Annotated in this window: 18 protein-coding genes and 1 pseudogene; 15 read left to right on the top strand and 4 right to left on the bottom strand. The window is 73.4% G+C overall.

Translation table 11 applies throughout. The features are described 5' to 3' along the window. Positions 1-16: 16 nt before the first annotated feature. The 3 genes from AB0D28_RS05285 to AB0D28_RS05295 form a co-directional block, all read right to left on the bottom strand. On the bottom strand, positions 17-598 hold the full coding sequence (locus AB0D28_RS05285; protein ID WP_357382451.1) for a PadR family transcriptional regulator: 582 nt from the start codon (positions 596-598) through the stop codon (positions 17-19). A 69-nt stretch (positions 599-667) separates the two neighbouring features. Continuing rightward, entirely contained in the window at positions 668-1,108 is a 441-nt protein-coding gene (locus tag AB0D28_RS05290) for a ferritin-like domain-containing protein (RefSeq protein WP_357382762.1), read from the bottom strand. A gap of 53 nt (positions 1,109-1,161) precedes the next feature. Next, the gene (locus AB0D28_RS05295) at positions 1,162-1,611 is read right to left on the bottom strand and encodes a hypothetical protein (protein ID WP_357382764.1); all 450 of its coding nucleotides are present in this window, start codon (positions 1,609-1,611) and stop codon (positions 1,162-1,164) included. Between the two features lie 262 nt (positions 1,612-1,873). Between AB0D28_RS05295 and rimP the strand changes: the two genes are divergently transcribed. The 10 genes from rimP to AB0D28_RS05345 all read left to right on the top strand — a co-directional run bounded on the left by rimP (position 1,874) and on the right by AB0D28_RS05345 (position 10,844). Next, positions 1,874-2,524, top strand: a complete 651-nt coding sequence (rimP, locus tag AB0D28_RS05300; RefSeq protein WP_357382453.1) for a ribosome maturation factor RimP — start codon at positions 1,874-1,876, stop codon at positions 2,522-2,524. After that, positions 2,521-3,567, top strand: a complete 1,047-nt coding sequence (gene nusA, locus AB0D28_RS05305; protein ID WP_357382455.1) for a transcription termination factor NusA — start codon at positions 2,521-2,523, stop codon at positions 3,565-3,567. Before rimP ends, nusA begins: the two co-directional genes overlap by 4 nt. Before the next feature lie 15 nt (positions 3,568-3,582). Next, positions 3,583-3,918 carry a YlxR family protein gene (locus tag AB0D28_RS05310; protein ID WP_357382457.1) on the top strand — a complete coding sequence of 112 codons (336 nt, stop codon included), beginning with the start codon at positions 3,583-3,585 and terminating at the stop codon, positions 3,916-3,918. A 93-nt stretch (positions 3,919-4,011) separates the two neighbouring features. Next, entirely contained in the window at positions 4,012-7,017 is a 3,006-nt protein-coding gene (gene infB, locus AB0D28_RS05315; RefSeq protein WP_357382459.1) for a translation initiation factor IF-2, read from the top strand. 82 nt (positions 7,018-7,099) lie between these two features. Next, positions 7,100-8,143 (top strand): SAM-dependent methyltransferase, encoded by a 1,044-nt coding sequence (locus AB0D28_RS05320; RefSeq protein ID WP_357382461.1) that lies wholly within the window; start codon positions 7,100-7,102, stop codon positions 8,141-8,143. Positions 8,144-8,184: 41 nt separating this feature from the next. Beyond that, the gene (locus AB0D28_RS05325) at positions 8,185-8,478 is read left to right on the top strand and encodes a DUF503 domain-containing protein (RefSeq protein WP_099164721.1); all 294 of its coding nucleotides are present in this window, start codon (positions 8,185-8,187) and stop codon (positions 8,476-8,478) included. A gap of 172 nt (positions 8,479-8,650) precedes the next feature. Further along, a complete protein-coding gene (rbfA, locus tag AB0D28_RS05330) occupies positions 8,651-9,139 on the top strand; it encodes a 30S ribosome-binding factor RbfA (protein ID WP_357382463.1) in 489 nt (162 codons plus the stop codon). Continuing rightward, positions 9,136-10,155, top strand: a complete 1,020-nt coding sequence (locus AB0D28_RS05335) for a bifunctional oligoribonuclease/PAP phosphatase NrnA (protein WP_357382465.1) — start codon at positions 9,136-9,138, stop codon at positions 10,153-10,155. The genes rbfA and AB0D28_RS05335 overlap by 4 nt, the downstream gene beginning before the upstream one ends. A 72-nt stretch (positions 10,156-10,227) precedes the next feature. Beyond that, positions 10,228-10,635, top strand: a complete 408-nt coding sequence (locus AB0D28_RS05340) for a hypothetical protein (protein ID WP_357382467.1) — start codon at positions 10,228-10,230, stop codon at positions 10,633-10,635. Then, a complete protein-coding gene (locus AB0D28_RS05345) occupies positions 10,635-10,844 on the top strand; it encodes a DUF6186 family protein (protein WP_357382766.1) in 210 nt (69 codons plus the stop codon). Before AB0D28_RS05340 ends, AB0D28_RS05345 begins: the two co-directional genes overlap by 1 nt. Before the next feature lie 576 nt (positions 10,845-11,420). On the opposite strand, the pseudogene AB0D28_RS05350 reads toward AB0D28_RS05345, so the two are convergent. Then, a pseudogene (locus AB0D28_RS05350) lies at positions 11,421-12,044 on the bottom strand (TnsA-like heteromeric transposase endonuclease subunit); the annotation flags it as partial. Between AB0D28_RS05350 and AB0D28_RS05355 the strand changes: the two are divergent. The 5 genes from AB0D28_RS05355 to rpsO all read left to right on the top strand — a co-directional run bounded on the left by AB0D28_RS05355 (position 11,931) and on the right by rpsO (position 16,544). Next, a complete protein-coding gene (locus AB0D28_RS05355; RefSeq protein WP_357382469.1) occupies positions 11,931-12,545 on the top strand; it encodes a class I SAM-dependent methyltransferase in 615 nt (204 codons plus the stop codon). The pseudogene AB0D28_RS05350 and the gene AB0D28_RS05355 sit on opposite strands and share 114 nt — an antisense overlap. 244 nt (positions 12,546-12,789) lie before the next feature. Further along, the gene (locus AB0D28_RS05360) at positions 12,790-14,112 is read left to right on the top strand and encodes an MATE family efflux transporter (RefSeq protein ID WP_357382471.1); all 1,323 of its coding nucleotides are present in this window, start codon (positions 12,790-12,792) and stop codon (positions 14,110-14,112) included. Between the two features lie 138 nt (positions 14,113-14,250). Continuing rightward, a complete protein-coding gene (gene truB, locus AB0D28_RS05365) occupies positions 14,251-15,135 on the top strand; it encodes a tRNA pseudouridine(55) synthase TruB (protein WP_357382473.1) in 885 nt (294 codons plus the stop codon). A 31-nt stretch (positions 15,136-15,166) separates the two neighbouring features. Continuing rightward, entirely contained in the window at positions 15,167-16,093 is a 927-nt protein-coding gene (locus AB0D28_RS05370) for a bifunctional riboflavin kinase/FAD synthetase (RefSeq protein WP_357382475.1), read from the top strand. Positions 16,094-16,274: 181 nt separating this feature from the next. Further along, positions 16,275-16,544 carry a 30S ribosomal protein S15 gene (rpsO, locus tag AB0D28_RS05375; RefSeq protein WP_013284678.1) on the top strand — a complete coding sequence of 90 codons (270 nt, stop codon included), beginning with the start codon at positions 16,275-16,277 and terminating at the stop codon, positions 16,542-16,544. The last annotated feature ends 168 nt before the right edge of the window (positions 16,545-16,712 follow it).

A 16,712-nucleotide genomic window follows, 5' to 3' on the forward strand; every position in this document is an offset into this window, starting at 1 on the left:
TGCCTCCCGTGCCGGGTCACCGGCGGGCTTCGTCGCCGGCCCGGTCCACCGCCTCGGAGTGGTCGACCGCCCGGATCGGCGCCGGGCGGTGCCGGACCAGGCTCGTCTCGCAGTGGTCGAGCCACCGCACCTCGGCCTCGGTCTGGAAGATCATCGCGTCCAGCACCAGCCGCCAGGGTAGATCCTCCGGCTTGTCGCTCGTGTACTTCAACCGGGTGAACTCCTGGAGCGCGCGCATGGTGGCGGTGCGCTGGGTCTGCACCACCGCCCGCACGTCGACGCCCGGGGTGGTGAGCGCCAGCGCCAGTTTGATCGACAGTTCGTCGCGGGGGCGGTCGGCGCGGCTGATCGGCGTGGCGAACCAGAGCGCCAGGTCCGCGCGTCCGGCGTCGGTGATCTCGTACGGCCGCTGCCCGCTCTCGTTCTCCGGGAGCGGGCGCACCAGGCCGTCACGTTCCAGCCGGGCCAGCGTGGTGTAGACCTGTCCGATGTTCAGCGGCCAGGTCGACCCGGTGGACTCCTCGAACGCGGCACGGAGCTGGTAGCCGTACATCTGACCGCGTTCGAGCAGGGCGAGCAGGCCGTGACGGATGGACATGGTCGTGAGTATGCATACCTGGTATGCGCTACGCAACCGGAGGGTTCCGCCGGGTGACCGGCCGCACGCTCACGCGGGGCGGCCCGGGAACGCGACGGTGACCGGTGTCACGCCCGCCGTGCGGCGCCAGCGGGTGGCGCGCAACGCGCAGTCGGTGAGCGCTGCAAGCGCGGTGTTGCGGTCCGCGCCGGTGGTGTGCGGCAGCGCGGCCCGCCAGTGCCCGGCCGTCCGTTCCTCGATCTCCACCGCCAGGCGCAGCGCGCTGGCCCGGTCCGTCACCGGATAGGGCAGCGCGTATCCGGCCCGGTCGGCGGGCACCTGCCCGGAACCCTCGGCGAGCTGGAGCAGCAGCGCGTCGCGGCGGGACCGGTGGGCCGCCTCGGCGGCGCGGGCCGCCGTACGCGCCGCCTCGGTCAGGTGCACGCCGATCACCCCGTACGCCCAGATCGCCGCGTACTCGGCGGCGAGCGCGTCGGCGAGGGCCGTGGCCGGGCCGTTCGTCGGGTTCACGCTGTTCCGGCCGGGCGTGCCCGCACGGCCCTCGCTCCGCTCGGTGCGTTCGTTCACTTGAGTGCCTCCACGTGGGTGGCGCGCGCGGCGGCGATCGAACCGAGCAGCGCGGCCCGCTCGGCCGGCGCCTCGGCGCACGCCCGGGCCGCGTTCACGCGGCCCTCCTGCTCGGCCCGGCGCAGCTCGGGAAGCACGGCGTCGGGGGCGGGCGCGCTCGCCGAGGCCCCGGCCGCCGGGGCGCCGGAGGGTGCCGGCCGGCCGATCACCCGGCGTAGCTCCTCGGCGTGCGCCCGGTGCGCGTCGGCGATCGGGGTGAGCCGCCCGGCCAGCGCCGGCGCGGCGGTGGCGGCGGCCCGGTAGCGGGCCTCCAGCGCGAGCGCCTCGGCGGCCAGCGGCTCCAGCGCGTCCGGCGCCGGTGGCTCCTTGTCGCGGTCGAAAAGATCACAACCGGTCAGCGGCGCCGTCGCGCCGCCGAGCGCCACGAGCCCGCCGGCGCGTAGCAGCCAGCGCCGGGAATGCCCCGCTCCGACCTGGTTGGTTGGTGTTCTGCCGATCCCCACCTGACAGAGTCAACACCATCCGCGCTGCCTTGTGGGTCAGGGTCTCGGTGCGCCGCCGGGTCCGTCGACGGCCACAAGCGTTACGCTCTGCGCAACCACCGGGCGCGGACGCCCCGGTGGCGCGCCGGTATGGCGGGCCGAACGCCCGCACCGGCCCGGACAACACGGCCCGCGGGTCGTGGCAACAGCAGGAGAGGTGCGCGCAATGACGCAGCGTGGCCGTGCCACCCGGCCGACGGGGCCCGCCGGGCGGCCCCGCCGGTCCGACGGGCCCCGCGGCACGGACCGGAGCGGCGCACCCCGCGGCGACCTCGCCGCCCGCCGCAACCGGCTGCGCGAGGTGATCGAACCGGTCGTCACGGCGGCCGGTTACGACCTGGAGGACCTCTCCGTCTCCCGCGCCGGCCGGCGGCACGTGGTCCGGGTGATCGTGGACGCCGACGGCGGGATCAACCTGGACGCCGTGGCGGACGTCTCCCGCGCGGTCTCGGCGGCGCTGGACGCGGCCGAGGAGGCCGGTGGCGACATCGTCGCCGGCGAGTACCAGCTCGAGGTCAGCTCGCCCGGCGTGGACCGCCCGCTCACCCTGCCCCGGCACTGGCGGCGCAACGCCGGGCGGCTGGTAAAGGTCACCGTCCGCGGCGACGCGGGGGACCGCCAGCTCACCGGCCGCATCACGGCCGCCGACGACGAACGCGTGGTGCTGGAGACCGACGCCGGCCCCGCCGAACACCCGTACGCCGAACTCGGGCCCGGCCGGGTCCAGGTGGAGTTCAACCGCCTGGACGACCTGGCCGACGAGGACTTCGGTGACGACACCGACGACGACGAAGATCTGGAGGACGAGGAGAGGTGAACATCGACCTCGCGGCGCTGCGCGCCCTGGAGCGCGAGCGGGAGATCCCGTTCGACACGATCCTCGCGGCGATCGAGACCGCGCTGCTGACCGCCTACCGGCACACCGACGGCGCCGAGCCGCACGCCCGGGTGGAGATCGACCGCAAGAGCGGGGCCGCCTCGGTCTTCGCGCAGGAACTGGACGCCGACGGCACGGTGACCCGGGAGTGGGACGACACACCGCACGACTTCGGGCGGATCGCCGCCATGACCGCCAAGCAGGTGATCCTCCAGCGGCTGCGCGAGGCCACCGACGAGGTGCACTTCGGCGAGTACGTCGGCCGCGACGGTGACCTGGTCACCGGCGTGGTGCAGGCGCACGAGACGCGCCGGGAGAAGGGCATCATCAGCGTCGACCTGGGCAAGCTGGAAGGCGTCCTGCCCCAGTCCGAGCAGGTCCCGGGCGAGGATCCGCAGCACGGCGAGCGGATCCGCTGCGTGGTCGTGCACGTCGCCAAGGGCATGCGCGGGCCGCAGATCACGCTGTCCCGCACGCACCCGGCGCTGGTGAAGAAGCTGTTCGCGCTGGAGGTTCCGGAGATCGCCGACGGCACCGTGGAGATCGCCGCGATCGCGCGTGAGGCAGGTCACCGTACGAAGATCGCCGTACGGTCGACCACGCCCGGCGTGAACGCCAAGGGCGCCTGCATCGGGCCGATGGGCCAGCGGGTGCGCGCCGTGATGAGCGAGCTGCACGGCGAGAAGATCGACATCATCGACTGGTCGGACGACCCGGCGACGTTCGTCGGCAACGCGTTGTCGCCGGCCAAGGCGCTGCGGGTCGAGGTGGTCGACCTGGCCACCCGTACCGCCCGGGTGACCGTCCCGGACTTCCAGCTCTCGCTCGCGATCGGCCGGGAAGGGCAGAACGCCCGCCTCGCGGCACGCCTGACCGGTTGGCGCATCGACATCCGGTCCGACGCGGAGACCGCCGCGCCGGGCGGTGGCCGGGGCGGAGCTGATCACGTACGGGAGCCGGGCGGCGCGATCTCGGGCAGCTAGGGGTAGACTTTCTCAGTGGCACGACGCGCGCTGCCGGAGCGCACCTGTGTGGGCTGCCGGAAACGAGCGCCGGCCAGCGAGTTGTTGCGGGTCGTCGCGATCGGTGACGAGGCTGGTCATTCCAGCCTCCGGCCCGATCCGGCCCGCAGACTGCCGGGTCGGGGAGCGAACATGCACCCTGATCCGGCCTGCTTCGCGCAGGCGGTGCGTCGCCGCGCCTTCGGGCGGGCACTGCGCCTCACCGGGGTCCCCGACCACGGTGCGCTTGCGGAGCACGTCGACGCGCAACCCCCGACGACCGGTCAACCCGACCGGTCGAGGGTCGCTAGCAAGGTAGGACGACCGACATGAGCACACGATGAAGTCCCTGAAATGACCAGGCTTCAAGTGCAGGAGTGAGGTCGCTGCGGGTGCTGCCCGCACGACCTCGGAGTGAGGAGTGCAGTGGCAGGAAAGGCCCGCGTACACGAGCTTGCCAAGGAGCTCGGGGTCGAAAGCAAGACCGTTCTCGCCAAGCTCAAGGAGATGGGCGAGTTCGTGAAGTCCGCGTCCAGCACCGTCGAGGCGCCTGTCGCCCGACGGCTGCGTAGCGCGTTCGTAGCCGGTTCGTCGGCGCCCGCCGGTCCGCCGGCTGCCGCGCCCAGTGGCCCGGCACCGACCCCGACGCCCACCCCGACCCCGGGTGCCCCCCGGGTCTCGGCCAGGCCGATGCCGCCCCGGCGTCCGGCCGCGCCGACCCCTGGACCGAAGCCCAAGGGCCCGGTCCCCGGCCCGCCGCAGCCGGCGACTCCGGTCGCCAAGCCGGCGAGCGCGCACGACATCGAAGTGGCGGCCGCCGAGGCGCGTGCCGCCGCGCTCAAGGCTGAGCAGGAGGCCGCGGTCAAGGCCGCCCAGGCCGCCCGCCAGCAGCAGCGCGAGACCGTACGCCGGGAGCCTCCGGCCGAGGGCGGTCCCCGTCCCGGCCCGCGTCCCGGCCCGAACGCCATGCCGCCGCGTCCGGGTTCCCCGGCCGCCGGCCGTCCCGGTGGTCCGGGACAGGGTCAGGGCCCCGGTGCCCGGCCCGGTGGGCGTCCGCCGGCGCGTGGCGCCGGTAACAACCCGTTCGGTATCCAGGGCGGGCAGCAGCAGCGGCCCCCGGCCGCGGGCGCGGGCGGTCCCCGTCCCAGCCCGGCCGGTATGCCGCCGCGGCCGAGCCCGGCCTCGATGCCGCCTCGGCCCAGCCCGGCCTCCATGCCGAGCCAGCGCCCGACCACCGGCCGTCCCGGCGGCCCCGGTGGCGGTCGTGGCGGACCCGGCGGTGGCGCCGGTCGTCCCGGTGGCGGCGGCGGTGGTTACCGCGGCGGTCCCGGCGGCGGTGGCGGTGGCGGTGGTTACCGCGGCGGTCCCGGTGGTGGCGGCGGTGGCGGTGGTTACCGCGGCGGTCCCGGCGGCGGTGGCGGTGCTCCCGGCGGTGGTTTCCGTCCGGGTGGTCCGGTCGGCGGCGGTGGCCGTCCCGGCGGCGGCGGCCGTGGCCGTGGCGGTGGCGCGGCGGGTGCCTTCGGGCGTCCCGGCGGCCGGCCGACCCGTGGTCGCAAGTCCAAGAAGCAGCGCAGACAGGAGTTCGACAACCTGTCGGCGCCGACCATGTCCTCGGGCGCGCCCCGCGGTCAGGGTCAGGTCGTCCGGTTGTCCCGTGGCGCCTCGCTGTCGGACTTCGCCGACAAGATCAACGCCAACCCGGGTTCGCTGGTCCAGGAGATGTTCAACCTGGGCGAGATGGTGACGGCGACCCAGTCGTGCTCCGACGAGACCCTGCAGCTGCTGGGTGAGCACCTCGGCTTCGACGTGCAGATCGTCAGCCCGGAGGACGAGGACCGCGAGCTGCTCGCGCAGTTCAACATCGACCTCGACGCCGAGGTCGCGGAGGACCGCCTGGTCAGCCGTGCGCCGGTGGTGACCGTCATGGGTCACGTCGACCACGGTAAGACCAAGCTGCTCGACGCGATCCGCAAGGCGAACGTGGTGGCCGGCGAGGCGGGTGGCATCACCCAGCACATCGGCGCCTACCAGGTCCACGTCCCGCACGAGGGCGAGGACCGCGCGGTGACGTTCATCGACACCCCGGGTCACGAGGCGTTCACCGCCATGCGTGCCCGTGGCGCCCAGGTCACGGACATCGTGATCCTGGTGGTGGCGGCGGACGACGGCGTGATGCCGCAGACCATCGAGGCGCTCAACCACGCCAAGGCGGCGGACGTGCCGATCGTGGTCGCGGTCAACAAGGTCGACAAGCCCGAGGCGAACCCGGACAAGGTCCGCCAGCAGCTGACCGAGTACGGCCTGGTCGCCGAGGAGTACGGCGGCGAGACCATGTTCGTCAACGTGGCGGCCAAGCCCGGCATCGGCATCGAGGAGCTGCTCGAGGCCGTGCTGCTGACCGCCGACGCGTCGCTGGAGCTGACCGCTCCGATCGACGGGCCGGCGCAGGGTGTCGCCATCGAGGCGCACCTGGACAAGGGCCGTGGCGCGGTGGCGACCGTGCTGGTGCAGAAGGGCACCCTGCGTGCCGGTGACTCGATCGTCGCCGGTGGGGCGCACGGCCGCGTGCGGGCCATGCTGGACGAGAACGGCAAGCCGGTCGACTCGGCCGGTCCGGCGCGTCCGGTCATGGTGCTGGGTCTGACCACGGTGCCGGGTGCGGGTGACACCTTCCTGGCCGCCGAGGACGACCGGACCGTGCGGCAGATCGCCGAGCAGCGGCAGGCACGGCGGCGGGCGGCTTCGTTCGCCAACTCCCGTGGCCGGGCCACTCTCGAGACGCTCATGGAGCAGCTCAAGGAGGGCGAGAAGACCTCGCTCAACCTGGTGCTCAAGGGCGACGTCTCCGGTTCGGTGGAGGCGCTCGAGGACGCGCTGTTCAACCTCGACATCCCCGAGGAGGTCCAGCTTCGGATCATCCACCGGGGCGTGGGTGCGATCACCGAGAGCGACGTCATGCTCGCGAGCGCCTCGTCCGAGGCGGTCACGATCATCGGCTTCAACGTTCGGGCCTCGAACAAGGTCCGCGAGATGGCCGACCGCGAGGGCGTGGAGATCCGGTACTACACCGTCATCTACCAGGCCATCGAGGAGATCGACGCCGCGCTCAAGGGTCTGCTCAAGCCGGAGTACGAGGAGGTCGAGCTGGGCACCGCGGAGATCCGCGACGTCTTCCGCTCGTCCAAGATCGGCAACATCTCCGGCTGTATCGTCCGGTCCGGCCTCATCCGCCGCAACGCCAAGGCGCGGCTGCTGCGGGACGGTGCGGTCGTGGCGGACAACCTCACGATCAGCTCCTTGAAGCGGTTCAAGGACGACGCGACCGAGGTCCGCGAGGGCTTCGAGTGTGGTCTGACGCTGGGCGGCTACAACAACGTCCAGGTCGGCGACGTCATCGAGACGTTCGAGATGCGCGAGAAGCCGCGCGCCTGACGACCACGCGTACGACCGGCTGGCGGCCGGGGCCTTCGGGCCCCGGCCGTCGCCGTCTCCGCAGGCTGCGACAATCTGCGGCGTGATCCGGTACGCACTACTCCTCGCCCCCTCCGCCAACCGCGTCTACGCCGACGCGGCGGCCCGGCTGGCCCGCGCCGAACTGGCCGTGTTCGCCGGCTCCGGCGTCCTCGGCGCCGTACCGGCCGACGCGGAGGTGACGGAGATCGGCGGGGTGGAGTACCTGACGTTCGGCACCGCCGAACCCGGGCTCGGCGAGCGGGACCTGGCCTACCTGGCGAACCTGTCGGCGGCGTACGCGCTGTTCGAGCGGGTCGGCGACGACCTGCTGCGGCCGGTGCCGCTGCGCCCGCTGGCCCGGTACGACTCCGACCTGATCACCATCCCCAAGTACGCCGGAAAGACGAACGAGCAGTTCACCCGCCTGTTGCTCAACGTCACTGTGCTCGCCTCCGCCGCCGCGCCGCGGATGCTGGACGGGCCGGTGGTGGTGCTGGACCCGCTCTGCGGCCGGGGCACCACGCTCAACCAGGCGCTCATGTACGGCTACGACGGCATCGGCATCGAGCGTGACAGTCAGGACGTGGAGGCGTACGCGGCGTTCCTGCGTACCTGGCTGCGCCGCAAGCGGCTCAAGCACACCACCGAGTCGACGTCGGTGCGCCGGGACCGCAAGCTGGTCGCCCGCCGGTTCGAGGTCGTCGTCGCACCGTCGCGGGACGAGCACCGGGCCGGCGCCACGCAGCGGATCACAGTGCTGAACACCGACACCACCCGGGCCCGCGAGGCGTTGCGCGCCCGCTGCGCCGACGTGATCGTCACCGACGCGCCGTACGGGGTGGCGCACGGCAGCCGTACCGGTCAGGGGCTGTCCCGCAGCCCGCTGGAGCTGCTCACCGCCGCCGTGCCGGTGTGGCGGGAGCTGCTGCGCCCGGGTGGCGCGCTCGGGCTGTCCTGGAACACGCACGTGGCGCCGCGGGCGCGGGCGGAGGCGGTGCTGGCCGACGCCGGGCTGCGGGTGCTGGACGGCCCCGGTTTCGGTGACTTCGCACACCGGGTCGACCAGGCGATCGAGCGGGACGTGCTGGTGGCGGTCGCGCCTTAATCGGGTGCCGGGGTGCGCCGCCCGGCGTACCGTTGCTCGCCGTGTATACCGGAACCGCGCTGTTCGACCTGTTGCTCCCGGGTGACTCCCGCTCCCTGAAGGCCAAGCGGTCGTACGTCCGGCCGATCGTCGCCGCGCTGCGCAAGTTCGAGGTCTCCGCCGCCGAGGTGGGGGCGCTGGACCTGCACGGCCGGGCCGAGATCGGGGTGGCCGTGGTGGCCGCCGAGCCGGCCCACGTCCGCGAGGTGCTCGACTCCTGCGAGCGGCTGGTCGCCGCCCGCCCGGAGACCGAGCTGCTGTCGGTACGCCGTCGCCTGCACGGCACGGACGACTGACCGCGCGGCACTGCGGCCGTGCCGCGCGGGCGCCGGCCGGGCGCGGGTAGTGTTCTTCAGCGTTGGGCGGTCGGACCCGGCGGCGCCCACGCGCCCCGTCTCCGGCCGACGGCCCGGATCGCACGGAGATCCGGCGTCGTCGTGGGTAAAGGTGATCCCGGAGGTGGGGGACATGACGGATCAGGCAAAGGTGCGCCGGCACGCGGAGCGCATCCGGGAACTCGTCGCGTCGGTGGTGCGCAGCCAGATCAAGGACCCCCGGCTCGGGATGATCACGATCACCGACGCCCGGATCACCGCCGACCTGCGCGACGCCACAGTCTTCTACACGGTGCTCGGCGACGCGGCGGCCCAGGCGAGCACCGCCGCCGCGCTGGAGAGCGCCAACGGCATGCTGCGCAGCACCGTCGGCAAGGCGCTCGGGCTGCGGCACTCGCCGACGCTCACCTTCGTCCTCGACGACGTGCAGGACCAGGTCAAGCACATCGACGATCTGCTCGCGGCCGCGCGTACCGCCGACGCCGAGGTGCAGCGGCTGGCCGCCAAGGCCTCGTACGCCGGTGAGGCCCAGCCGTACCGGGTCGAGGACGACGAGGACGCCGACGACGCCCCGGCCGGGGACGCCGACGACGACGAGCCGCGCGCCGGCGAGAGCCGGTGACCGAGGCCGCCGGGCCCACCGAGACCGCGTGGGCCGCCGCCGTCGCGGCGGTACGCGACCTCCCCGCCGCCGCGCGGGTGCTGCTGATCTGCCACGTGAACCCGGACGGGGACGCGCTGGGCAGCATGCTCGGCTTCGGGCTGGGCCTGCGCCGGCTCGGCGTACGTGATCTCCAGGCCACCTTCCCCGGCCCGCCGGAGGTGCCCGAGCCGTTCCGCTGGATGCCCGGCGTGGATCTGCTGGTGCCGCAGGACGACGCGTACCCGGCGCCGGACCTGGTGATCTGCTTCGACGCGGCGAGCGAGTCCCGGCTGGGCGACCTGGCCGACCGGCTGGACACGGCCGGCACGTCGCTGGTGCTCGACCACCACGCCTCGAACAGCGGCTTCGGCCGGATCAGCCTGGTCGACCCGCACGCCGCCGCCACCTCGGTGGTCGCGCTGGAGCTGCTGGACCGGCTCGGCGTGCCGCTGGACGCGGAGATCGCCACCGGGATGTACGTCGCGCTCGCCACCGACACCGGCTCGTTCCGCTTCGAGGCGACCACCCCGGCCGTGCACGAGACGGCCGCGCGCCTGGTGGCCACCGGCATCCGCCCGGGCGACATCTCCCGGCGGGTCTTCGACACCCGCCCGTTCGGCGCGGTCCGCCTCTTCGGCGAGGTGCTCGGCCGGGCCACGCTGGAACCGGCTGCGGCCGCCGGGCACGGCCTCGTCTGGACGTACGCCACCCGCGACGACCTGGTCCGCCACGACCAGCCCGCGTACGTGCTGGAGGCGCTGATCGACTCGGTGCGCTGCACCGCCGAGGCGGACGTGAGCTGCGTGGTCAAGCAGGCGGGCGAGGCCGAGTGGGCGGTGTCGCTGCGCAGCAAGGGCGCGGTGGACGTGAGCGCGGTGGCGGTGGCGCTCGGCGGCGGCGGGCACCGGTTCGCCGCCGGTTTCACCGGGCGGGGGGCGCTCGACGAGGTGGTCGGGCTGATCCGCGCGGAGCTGGCCACCGCAAGTGTGAGCTGATCGGCGCGTTTTCGGGGGAGCACGACGCGTGCCGGGCTTTCCGCCGTGCGTGACGCTGGGGACAATCGGTTGATGGATCATCCCCGTGAGCTCACCGTCGAGGCGCCCCGGGCCTGGGACCGGCCGGTCGTCTCCGTGCCGGTGCTGATCTGCCTGTCCCTCGTCGGCGGCCAGATGCCGTCCTTCTCGACCGCCGCGAACCTCTACATCGTCACCACCGGCGGAGGGCTGATCTGGGTCGGCCTGAGCAACCGGGTGCCCCGGCGTCCGGCGCCGCGCCGGTTGCCGTCGGTCGCGCTCTGGTGGCTGGTGCCGGTGACCGTCTTCGGGGTCTTCGAGGGGGCGACGTTCGTGATGGCGGCGGGCGACGACTTCCCCACCTTCTCCCGGCTGGCCGATCCGCTGCTGGAGGACAGCCTGGTCCGTTCGGCGGCCTGGTTCGCGTGGCTGTCCACGTTCTGGGGACTGGTGCGCCGATGATGCGGGCACTGGCGATCGGCGGGTTCGGAGTCTCGATCGTGCTGTTCGCGGTCGTCGAGTGGGCCGCGCGCCGGGAGGGTTCGCGGATCCCGTCGATGGCAGACGTCTGCGCGTTCGTGATGCGCTACGAGGTGGGCCCGGTGCCGGTCGGCCGGATCGGCCTGTTCGGGTTCTGGTGGTGGCTGGGCTGGCACTTCCTGGCCCGCTGACCGCCCTCGCCGGGGCGGGACGACGACATTGATCTTTCCGCATTTCGGGAACAGTGGGCAGCATCTGGAAAGTGAACGTTAATTTGGGTGCGGGACCGGCGCTTCGCGGCGCTGGTCACGGGCGGTGGTGCCGCACCCGGCCTCGCCTCCCTCCAGGGTCAGACCGACCCGGGCTCCCGCTGCCAGGCGAGCCGCTCCGGTGATCCCGGACCGCTGCCGGGCGTTCAGCCGCCGACGACTCCCGGTCGTGGCGCGATGTGTCGTCGCGCCGACCCGGAGCGCCGGGCGCCCGTAGGACCGCCATGTCCCGGCGGTCCGCACCCTGGAAGGACCTTCAGATGCCCAGCAAGCGCAAGCCGCGGACCGAGACCACCACCGACGAGGCGCGCGAGCAGATGCGCCGCGCGCTGCAGACCTCGATGGACACCCGTCAGTGACGTACGCCGTCCGGCGGTGACGCCGGCCGGGCCGCACCCGCAGCCCGCCGCCGACGTCACCGCCGCGCGGGAACCCGCCCGCGCTACCGTCGCCCCGGATGGACCGCCTCTTGCGCCGACGACTTCCGCGCGCCGCGGCGTCACGCGGCTTGATCCGGTCGACTGGTCGGCAGTCCACCACCAGGCCCCGCCCGTCGGCCAGCCGGGCGAAGTAGTCCGGCGCGTGCGAACGGCGCCGGCCGGAAGCCTCGTCATCCCAGAACAGCCAGAACGGCTGCGACGCGATCCCGGCCACCGCCGGGTCGAAGTCGAGCAGCATCAGGTGATCGCGCTCCAGCCACGACTCGTACCCGACGTGAGCGCCGGTCGTCGACGACCACCACAAGCCCGGGAAGTTGCGCTGCCGCTTGTACGACGGGAAGCCGCGTACCGGCTTGACCAGCTCGAACAGCACCCCCGTCGAGTCGATCAAGGAGGTGCGGACCTCCGATCCCTCGGCGCCGACGTAGCCGACCTCGAACTCAGCCGTCAGCGGCCCACACAGGCCCGGCACCGCGCGCAGCACCCCGGCACCGTACCGGACGTGCCACCTCAATCCGGACGCGTACTGGGTTCGGGGCGGAACGCGGGCAGACTTTAGAGTGGCGCCGTGAGCAACCAGCCGGTCCGCGACGCCTACTCGCACATGTCCGAGCAGTACATCGCCCTGTTCGATGGTGACTGGCAGGCCCACGTGGATGACACGGCCCTTGTCCGAGACCACCTCGTCGGCTTGGACGGCGCCGTGCTCGATCTCGGTTGCGGCCCCGGGCATTGGAGCGCCTACCTGCATTCGCTCGGCGCCAACGTGACCGGCGTCGACTTGGTACCTGAGTTCATCGGCTACGCCCGGACCCACTTTCCCGGGCCGGCGTTCCAGCTCGGATCAATGACGGACCTGGACCTTCCCGACCACTCGGTGGCCGGCATCCTCTCCTGGTACTCGACCATCCACCTACCGCCATCGGAACTGGATGCGGTACTCGCCGAGTTCCGCCGGATGCTGCCTCCTTCCGGGAACCTGGTGATCGGCTTCTTCGACAGCGACGACGATGTGGCCGCGTTCGATCACAAGGTCCACACGGCATACCGCTGGCCCGTAGACACATTCTCTGCCCGCCTGGCAAAGGCTGGTTTCACCGAACTTCAGCGCTTGCAGCAGCAGTCCCCGGACCGCCCGGACCGCAAGTACGCGGCCATTGCCGCGACAGTCGGCGCGCCGTAGTGCCCGATCGGCACACAGCTGACTGCCGGTCGAGACCAAACACACGCACACTCGTCGGGACCGGACAGCACCGTACCGGACGTGCCACCTCAACCCGGACAGTGCCAACCCCGTGCCAGGTCATACCGGACGGTGCCAACTCAACGCGGACGGGACAGCGAGACACCGCTCGACTCCTGGCCGCGATCAGTAAGTAGCCACCCTGCTTGCGGACCTTACTGAGCGCGTGCCAGGATCGGCGGCGATGAGCACGACCGCCGCCCCCGCCACCGCCGCCACACCCCGGCGGATCGCCGCGCTCGCGCTGCCCGCCCTCGTGGTGCTGGCCGCCGAGCCGCTCTACGTCCTGGTCGACACCGCGGTGGTCGGTCACCTCGGCCGGGTGCCGCTGGCCGCGCTCGCCGTCGGCGGCACCGTCATGACGCTCACCGCCTGGGTCGGCACCGTCGTCGCGTACGGCACCACCGGGCGATCGGCCCGCCGCTTCGGTGCGGGGGACCGGGCCGCCGCGGTGGCCGAGGGCGTGCAGGCGTCGTGGCTCGCGCTGGCCACCGGAGTGCTGGTGGCGATCGCCATCGGGATCGGTGGTGGCGCGCTGGCGCGTACCCTCGTCGGCGGCCCCGGCGAGGTGGCCGACGCCGCCGCCGGATGGCTGCGGGTCGCGGCGCTCGGCGCGCCCGGCCTGCTGCTCGCCGCCGCCGGCAACGGCTGGCTGCGCGGCATCCAGGACACCCGCCGCCCGCTGCTGTTCGTGCTCGGCCCGAACCTGCTCTCCGCGCTGCTCTGCCCGCTGCTGGTCTATCCGGCCGGGCTCGGCCTGGTCGGCTCGGCGGTGGCGAACGCGATCGCGCAGACGCTCTCCGGTGTCCTGTTCGCGGCGGCGCTGGTGCGCGAGCGGGTCTCGCTGCGTCCCCGGCCCCGGGTGATCGGGCAGCAACTCGTGCTCAGCCGGGACCTGCTCGTGCGGGGCGTCGCGTTCCAGGCCAGCTTCCTGTCCGCCACCGCCGTCGCGGCCCGCTTCGGCGCCGCCGCGGTGGGCGCGCACCAGATCGCCGTCCAACTGTGGTTCTTCACCGTGCTGGTGCTCGACGCCCTGGCCATCGCCGCGCAGTCGCTCGTCGGCGCCGCGCTCGGCGGCGGCGACGCGGCCGGCGCGCGGTTCCTGGCCCGCCGCGTCGCGCTGCTCGGCGGGCTGTGCGGCGTGGCCTTCGCGGTGCTGATCGCCGCCGGCGCCGGCGTGGTGCCGGCGTGGTTCAGCTCGGATCCGCAGGTACGCGAGCAGGCCATGACGGCCTGGCCCTGGTTCGTCGCGCTCCAGCCGATCGGCGGCGTGGTGTTCGCGCTGGACGGGGTGCTGATCGGCGCGGGCGACGTGCGCTACCTGCGCAACCTCACCATCGTCTGCGCGTTCGGCGGGTTCCTGCCGGCGATCTGGCTGGCCTACGGGTTCGACCTCGGGCTGGGCGGGATCTGGGCCGGGCTGACGCTGTTCGTGGTGCTGCGGCTGGCCGGCCTGCTGCTGCGGATGCGCTCGGGCGCGTGGGCGGTGGTCGGCGCGGTGCGCTGACCACCCGGCCTCAGCACGGGTTGGGGCCCTTGATCGGGCGGTCCAGGTCGTACAGGGCGTCGGTCCGCGTCGGTGGCCCCGGCGGCCGGCGGTATCCCCCGCAGGGCCGATCACCGGCGTCTGGCAGGCTTGGCGGTCGTGAGCACAGACGGTCTGATCGTGGTCGACAAGCCCGGCGGCATGACGTCGCACGACGTGGTGGCCCGCATCCGGCGGCTGGCCCGTACCCGCCGCGTCGGTCACGGCGGCACGCTCGACCCGATGGCCACCGGCGTCCTGGTGATCGGCGTGGGGCGGGCGACCCGGCTGCTCACCTATGTGATCGGCGCCGGCAAGAGCTACGCCGCGACGATCCGGCTGGGGCAGTCCACAGTCACCGACGACGCCGAGGGCGAGGTGGTCGCGACCACCCCGGCCGGCGCGGTCACCGACGACGGGGTACGCGCCGCGCTGGCCGCCCTCACCGGCGAGATCGACCAGGTGCCGAGCGCGGTGAGCGCCATCAAGATCAACGGACAGCGGGCGTACAAGCGGGTCCGCGACGGCGAGGCGGTCGACCTGCCCGCCCGGCGCGTCACCGTGTCCCGGCTGGAGGTGCGCGCGATCCGCCGGGACACCCCGGACGTGGTGGACGTGGACGTGGACGTGACCTGCTCGTCCGGGACGTACATCCGGGCGCTGGCCCGCGACGCGGGGGCCGCGCTCGGCGTCGGCGGCCACCTCACCGCGCTGCGCCGGACCGCCGTGGGCGGGTTCACGCTCGCCGAGGCGGCCACGCTCGACCAGCTCGAAGCACGCGCGCCGGACGTGGTGAACCTGCCGCTTGACGCCGCCGCCGAGCGGTTCTTCCCGCGCCGGGACGCCACCGCCGACGAGGCCCGGGTGCTGTCCCACGGCGGGCCGCTGACGCCGGCCGGGATCACCGGGCCGTACGCCGTCTTCGACCCGGCGGGCGGGTTGATCGCTATCGTCAGCGAGCGGGACGGTCGGGCCCGCGCGGAGATCGTGCTGGCCCCGGCCTGAACGGCACGCGGGCGGACAGGGGAGGAACGGCATGCAGCGGTGGCGGGGGTACGAGGCGGCACCCGGCGGCTGGGGCCGCTCGGTGGTCACCATCGGCGTCTTCGACGGCGTGCACCGGGGGCACCAGGCCACCATCGGGCACACCGTGGCGCGGGCCCGGGAGCTGGGCGTCAAGTCGGTGGTGGTGACGTTCGACCCGCACCCGGCCGAGGTGGTGCGCCCCGGCTCGCATCCGGCGGTGCTGACCGAGCCGGCCCGCAAGGCCGAGCTGATCGAGGCGCTCGGCGTGGACGTGCTCTGCGTGGTGCCGTTCACAGTCGAGTTCTCCCGGCTGCCACCCGAGGCGTTCGTGCACGACGTCCTGGTCGAGCACCTGCACGCCGCGCTGGTGGTGGTCGGCGACAACTTCCGGTTCGGGCACCGGGCCGCGGGCGACGTTCCGCTGCTGGAGCGGCTGGGCAGCACCTTCGGGTTCGCCGTCGAGGGGGCGCCGCTGGTCGCCGAGCGGGGGACGGTCTTCTCCTCCACGTACATCAGGTCCTGCGTCGACGCGGGCGACGTGGGCGCGGCGGCGGCGGCGCTGGGCCGCCCGCACCGGGTCGAGGGCGTGGTGGTCCGTGGTGACCAGCGCGGACGTGAGCTGGGTTACCCGACGGCCAACCTGCTGACCCACAGGTACGCGGCGGTGCCGGCCGACGGCGTGTACGCGGCCCGGCTGGTGCGCCGCGACGGCGAGCCGCTGGCCGCGGCGGTGTCGATCGGCACCAACCCGACGTTCTCCGGGCGGGAGCGGCGGGTGGAGGCGTACGCGCTGGACTTCGCCGGCGACCTGTACGGCGAGCGGCTGGCCCTGGACTTCGTGGCGCACCTGCGTGAACAGCGGACGTACGACGCGATCGAGCCGCTGGTGGCCCAGATCGCCGAGGACGTGGAGCGCACCCGCCGGGCGGTGCTCTGACCCGCCTGGGCCACCTTGACCGGCCGTCCGGCGCGAGGGCTGGTAGGCTGGCGGAGACGTCGGCTGACCGACGGGGGCCTCGCGTGCCTGCACGACGCCGCGGGTGCGAGGAACCGGTCCGTTGCACCGGTCACCACGACCGCTCCGGACCTCATCGAATGACCCACGAAACAGGGAGAACATGGCGCTCGACCAGGAAGCCAAGGCCAAGATCCGCCAGGAGTACGCGACCGCCGAGGGCGACACCGGCTCGCCCGAGGTGCAGGTCGCGGTCCTGACCAAGCGGATCGCGGAGCTCACCGAGCACCTGAAGGTGCACAAGCACGACCACCACAGCCGCCGTGGGCTGCTGCTGCTGGTCGGCCGGCGCCGCCGGCTGCTGAACTACGTCCAGAAGAAGGACATCAACCGCTACCGGTCGCTCATCGAGCGGCTCGGCCTGCGCCGATGACCTGACGGGGGAGTGGCCGCCTGGCCGCTCCCCCGTTGCGGTACCACCGAAGAACCCGGCCGCGCGACACCCGAAGAGGGAGCCGGTCAGCACCGGTCTCCGGTAGTGGCCCCCGGGAATCCCGGCACGACGCCGGCCATCCCGGGCGCTTCGATCGAAGACCGGCCG

The organism is Micromonospora sp. NPDC048169 (assembly GCF_040652815.1).
Taxonomy (GTDB): Bacteria; Actinomycetota; Actinomycetes; order Mycobacteriales; family Micromonosporaceae; genus Micromonospora.

Bases quoted from the DNA above. Each gene is read 5' to 3' on its own strand.
- AB0D28_RS05285 (WP_357382451.1), bottom strand. From the start codon at position 598: ATGTCCATCCGTCACGGCCTGCTCGCCCTGCTCGAACGCGGTCAGATG.
- rimP (WP_357382453.1), top strand. From the start codon at position 1,874: ATGACGCAGCGTGGCCGTGCCACCCGGCCGACGGGGCCCGCCGGGCGG.
- rbfA (WP_357382463.1), top strand. From the start codon at position 8,651: ATGACGGATCAGGCAAAGGTGCGCCGGCACGCGGAGCGCATCCGGGAA.
- AB0D28_RS05340 (WP_357382467.1), top strand. From the start codon at position 10,228: ATGGATCATCCCCGTGAGCTCACCGTCGAGGCGCCCCGGGCCTGGGAC.
- AB0D28_RS05345 (WP_357382766.1), top strand. From the start codon at position 10,635: ATGCGGGCACTGGCGATCGGCGGGTTCGGAGTCTCGATCGTGCTGTTC.
- AB0D28_RS05360 (WP_357382471.1), top strand. From the start codon at position 12,790: ATGAGCACGACCGCCGCCCCCGCCACCGCCGCCACACCCCGGCGGATC.
- AB0D28_RS05370 (WP_357382475.1), top strand. From the start codon at position 15,167: ATGCAGCGGTGGCGGGGGTACGAGGCGGCACCCGGCGGCTGGGGCCGC.
- rpsO (WP_013284678.1), top strand. From the start codon at position 16,275: ATGGCGCTCGACCAGGAAGCCAAGGCCAAGATCCGCCAGGAGTACGCG.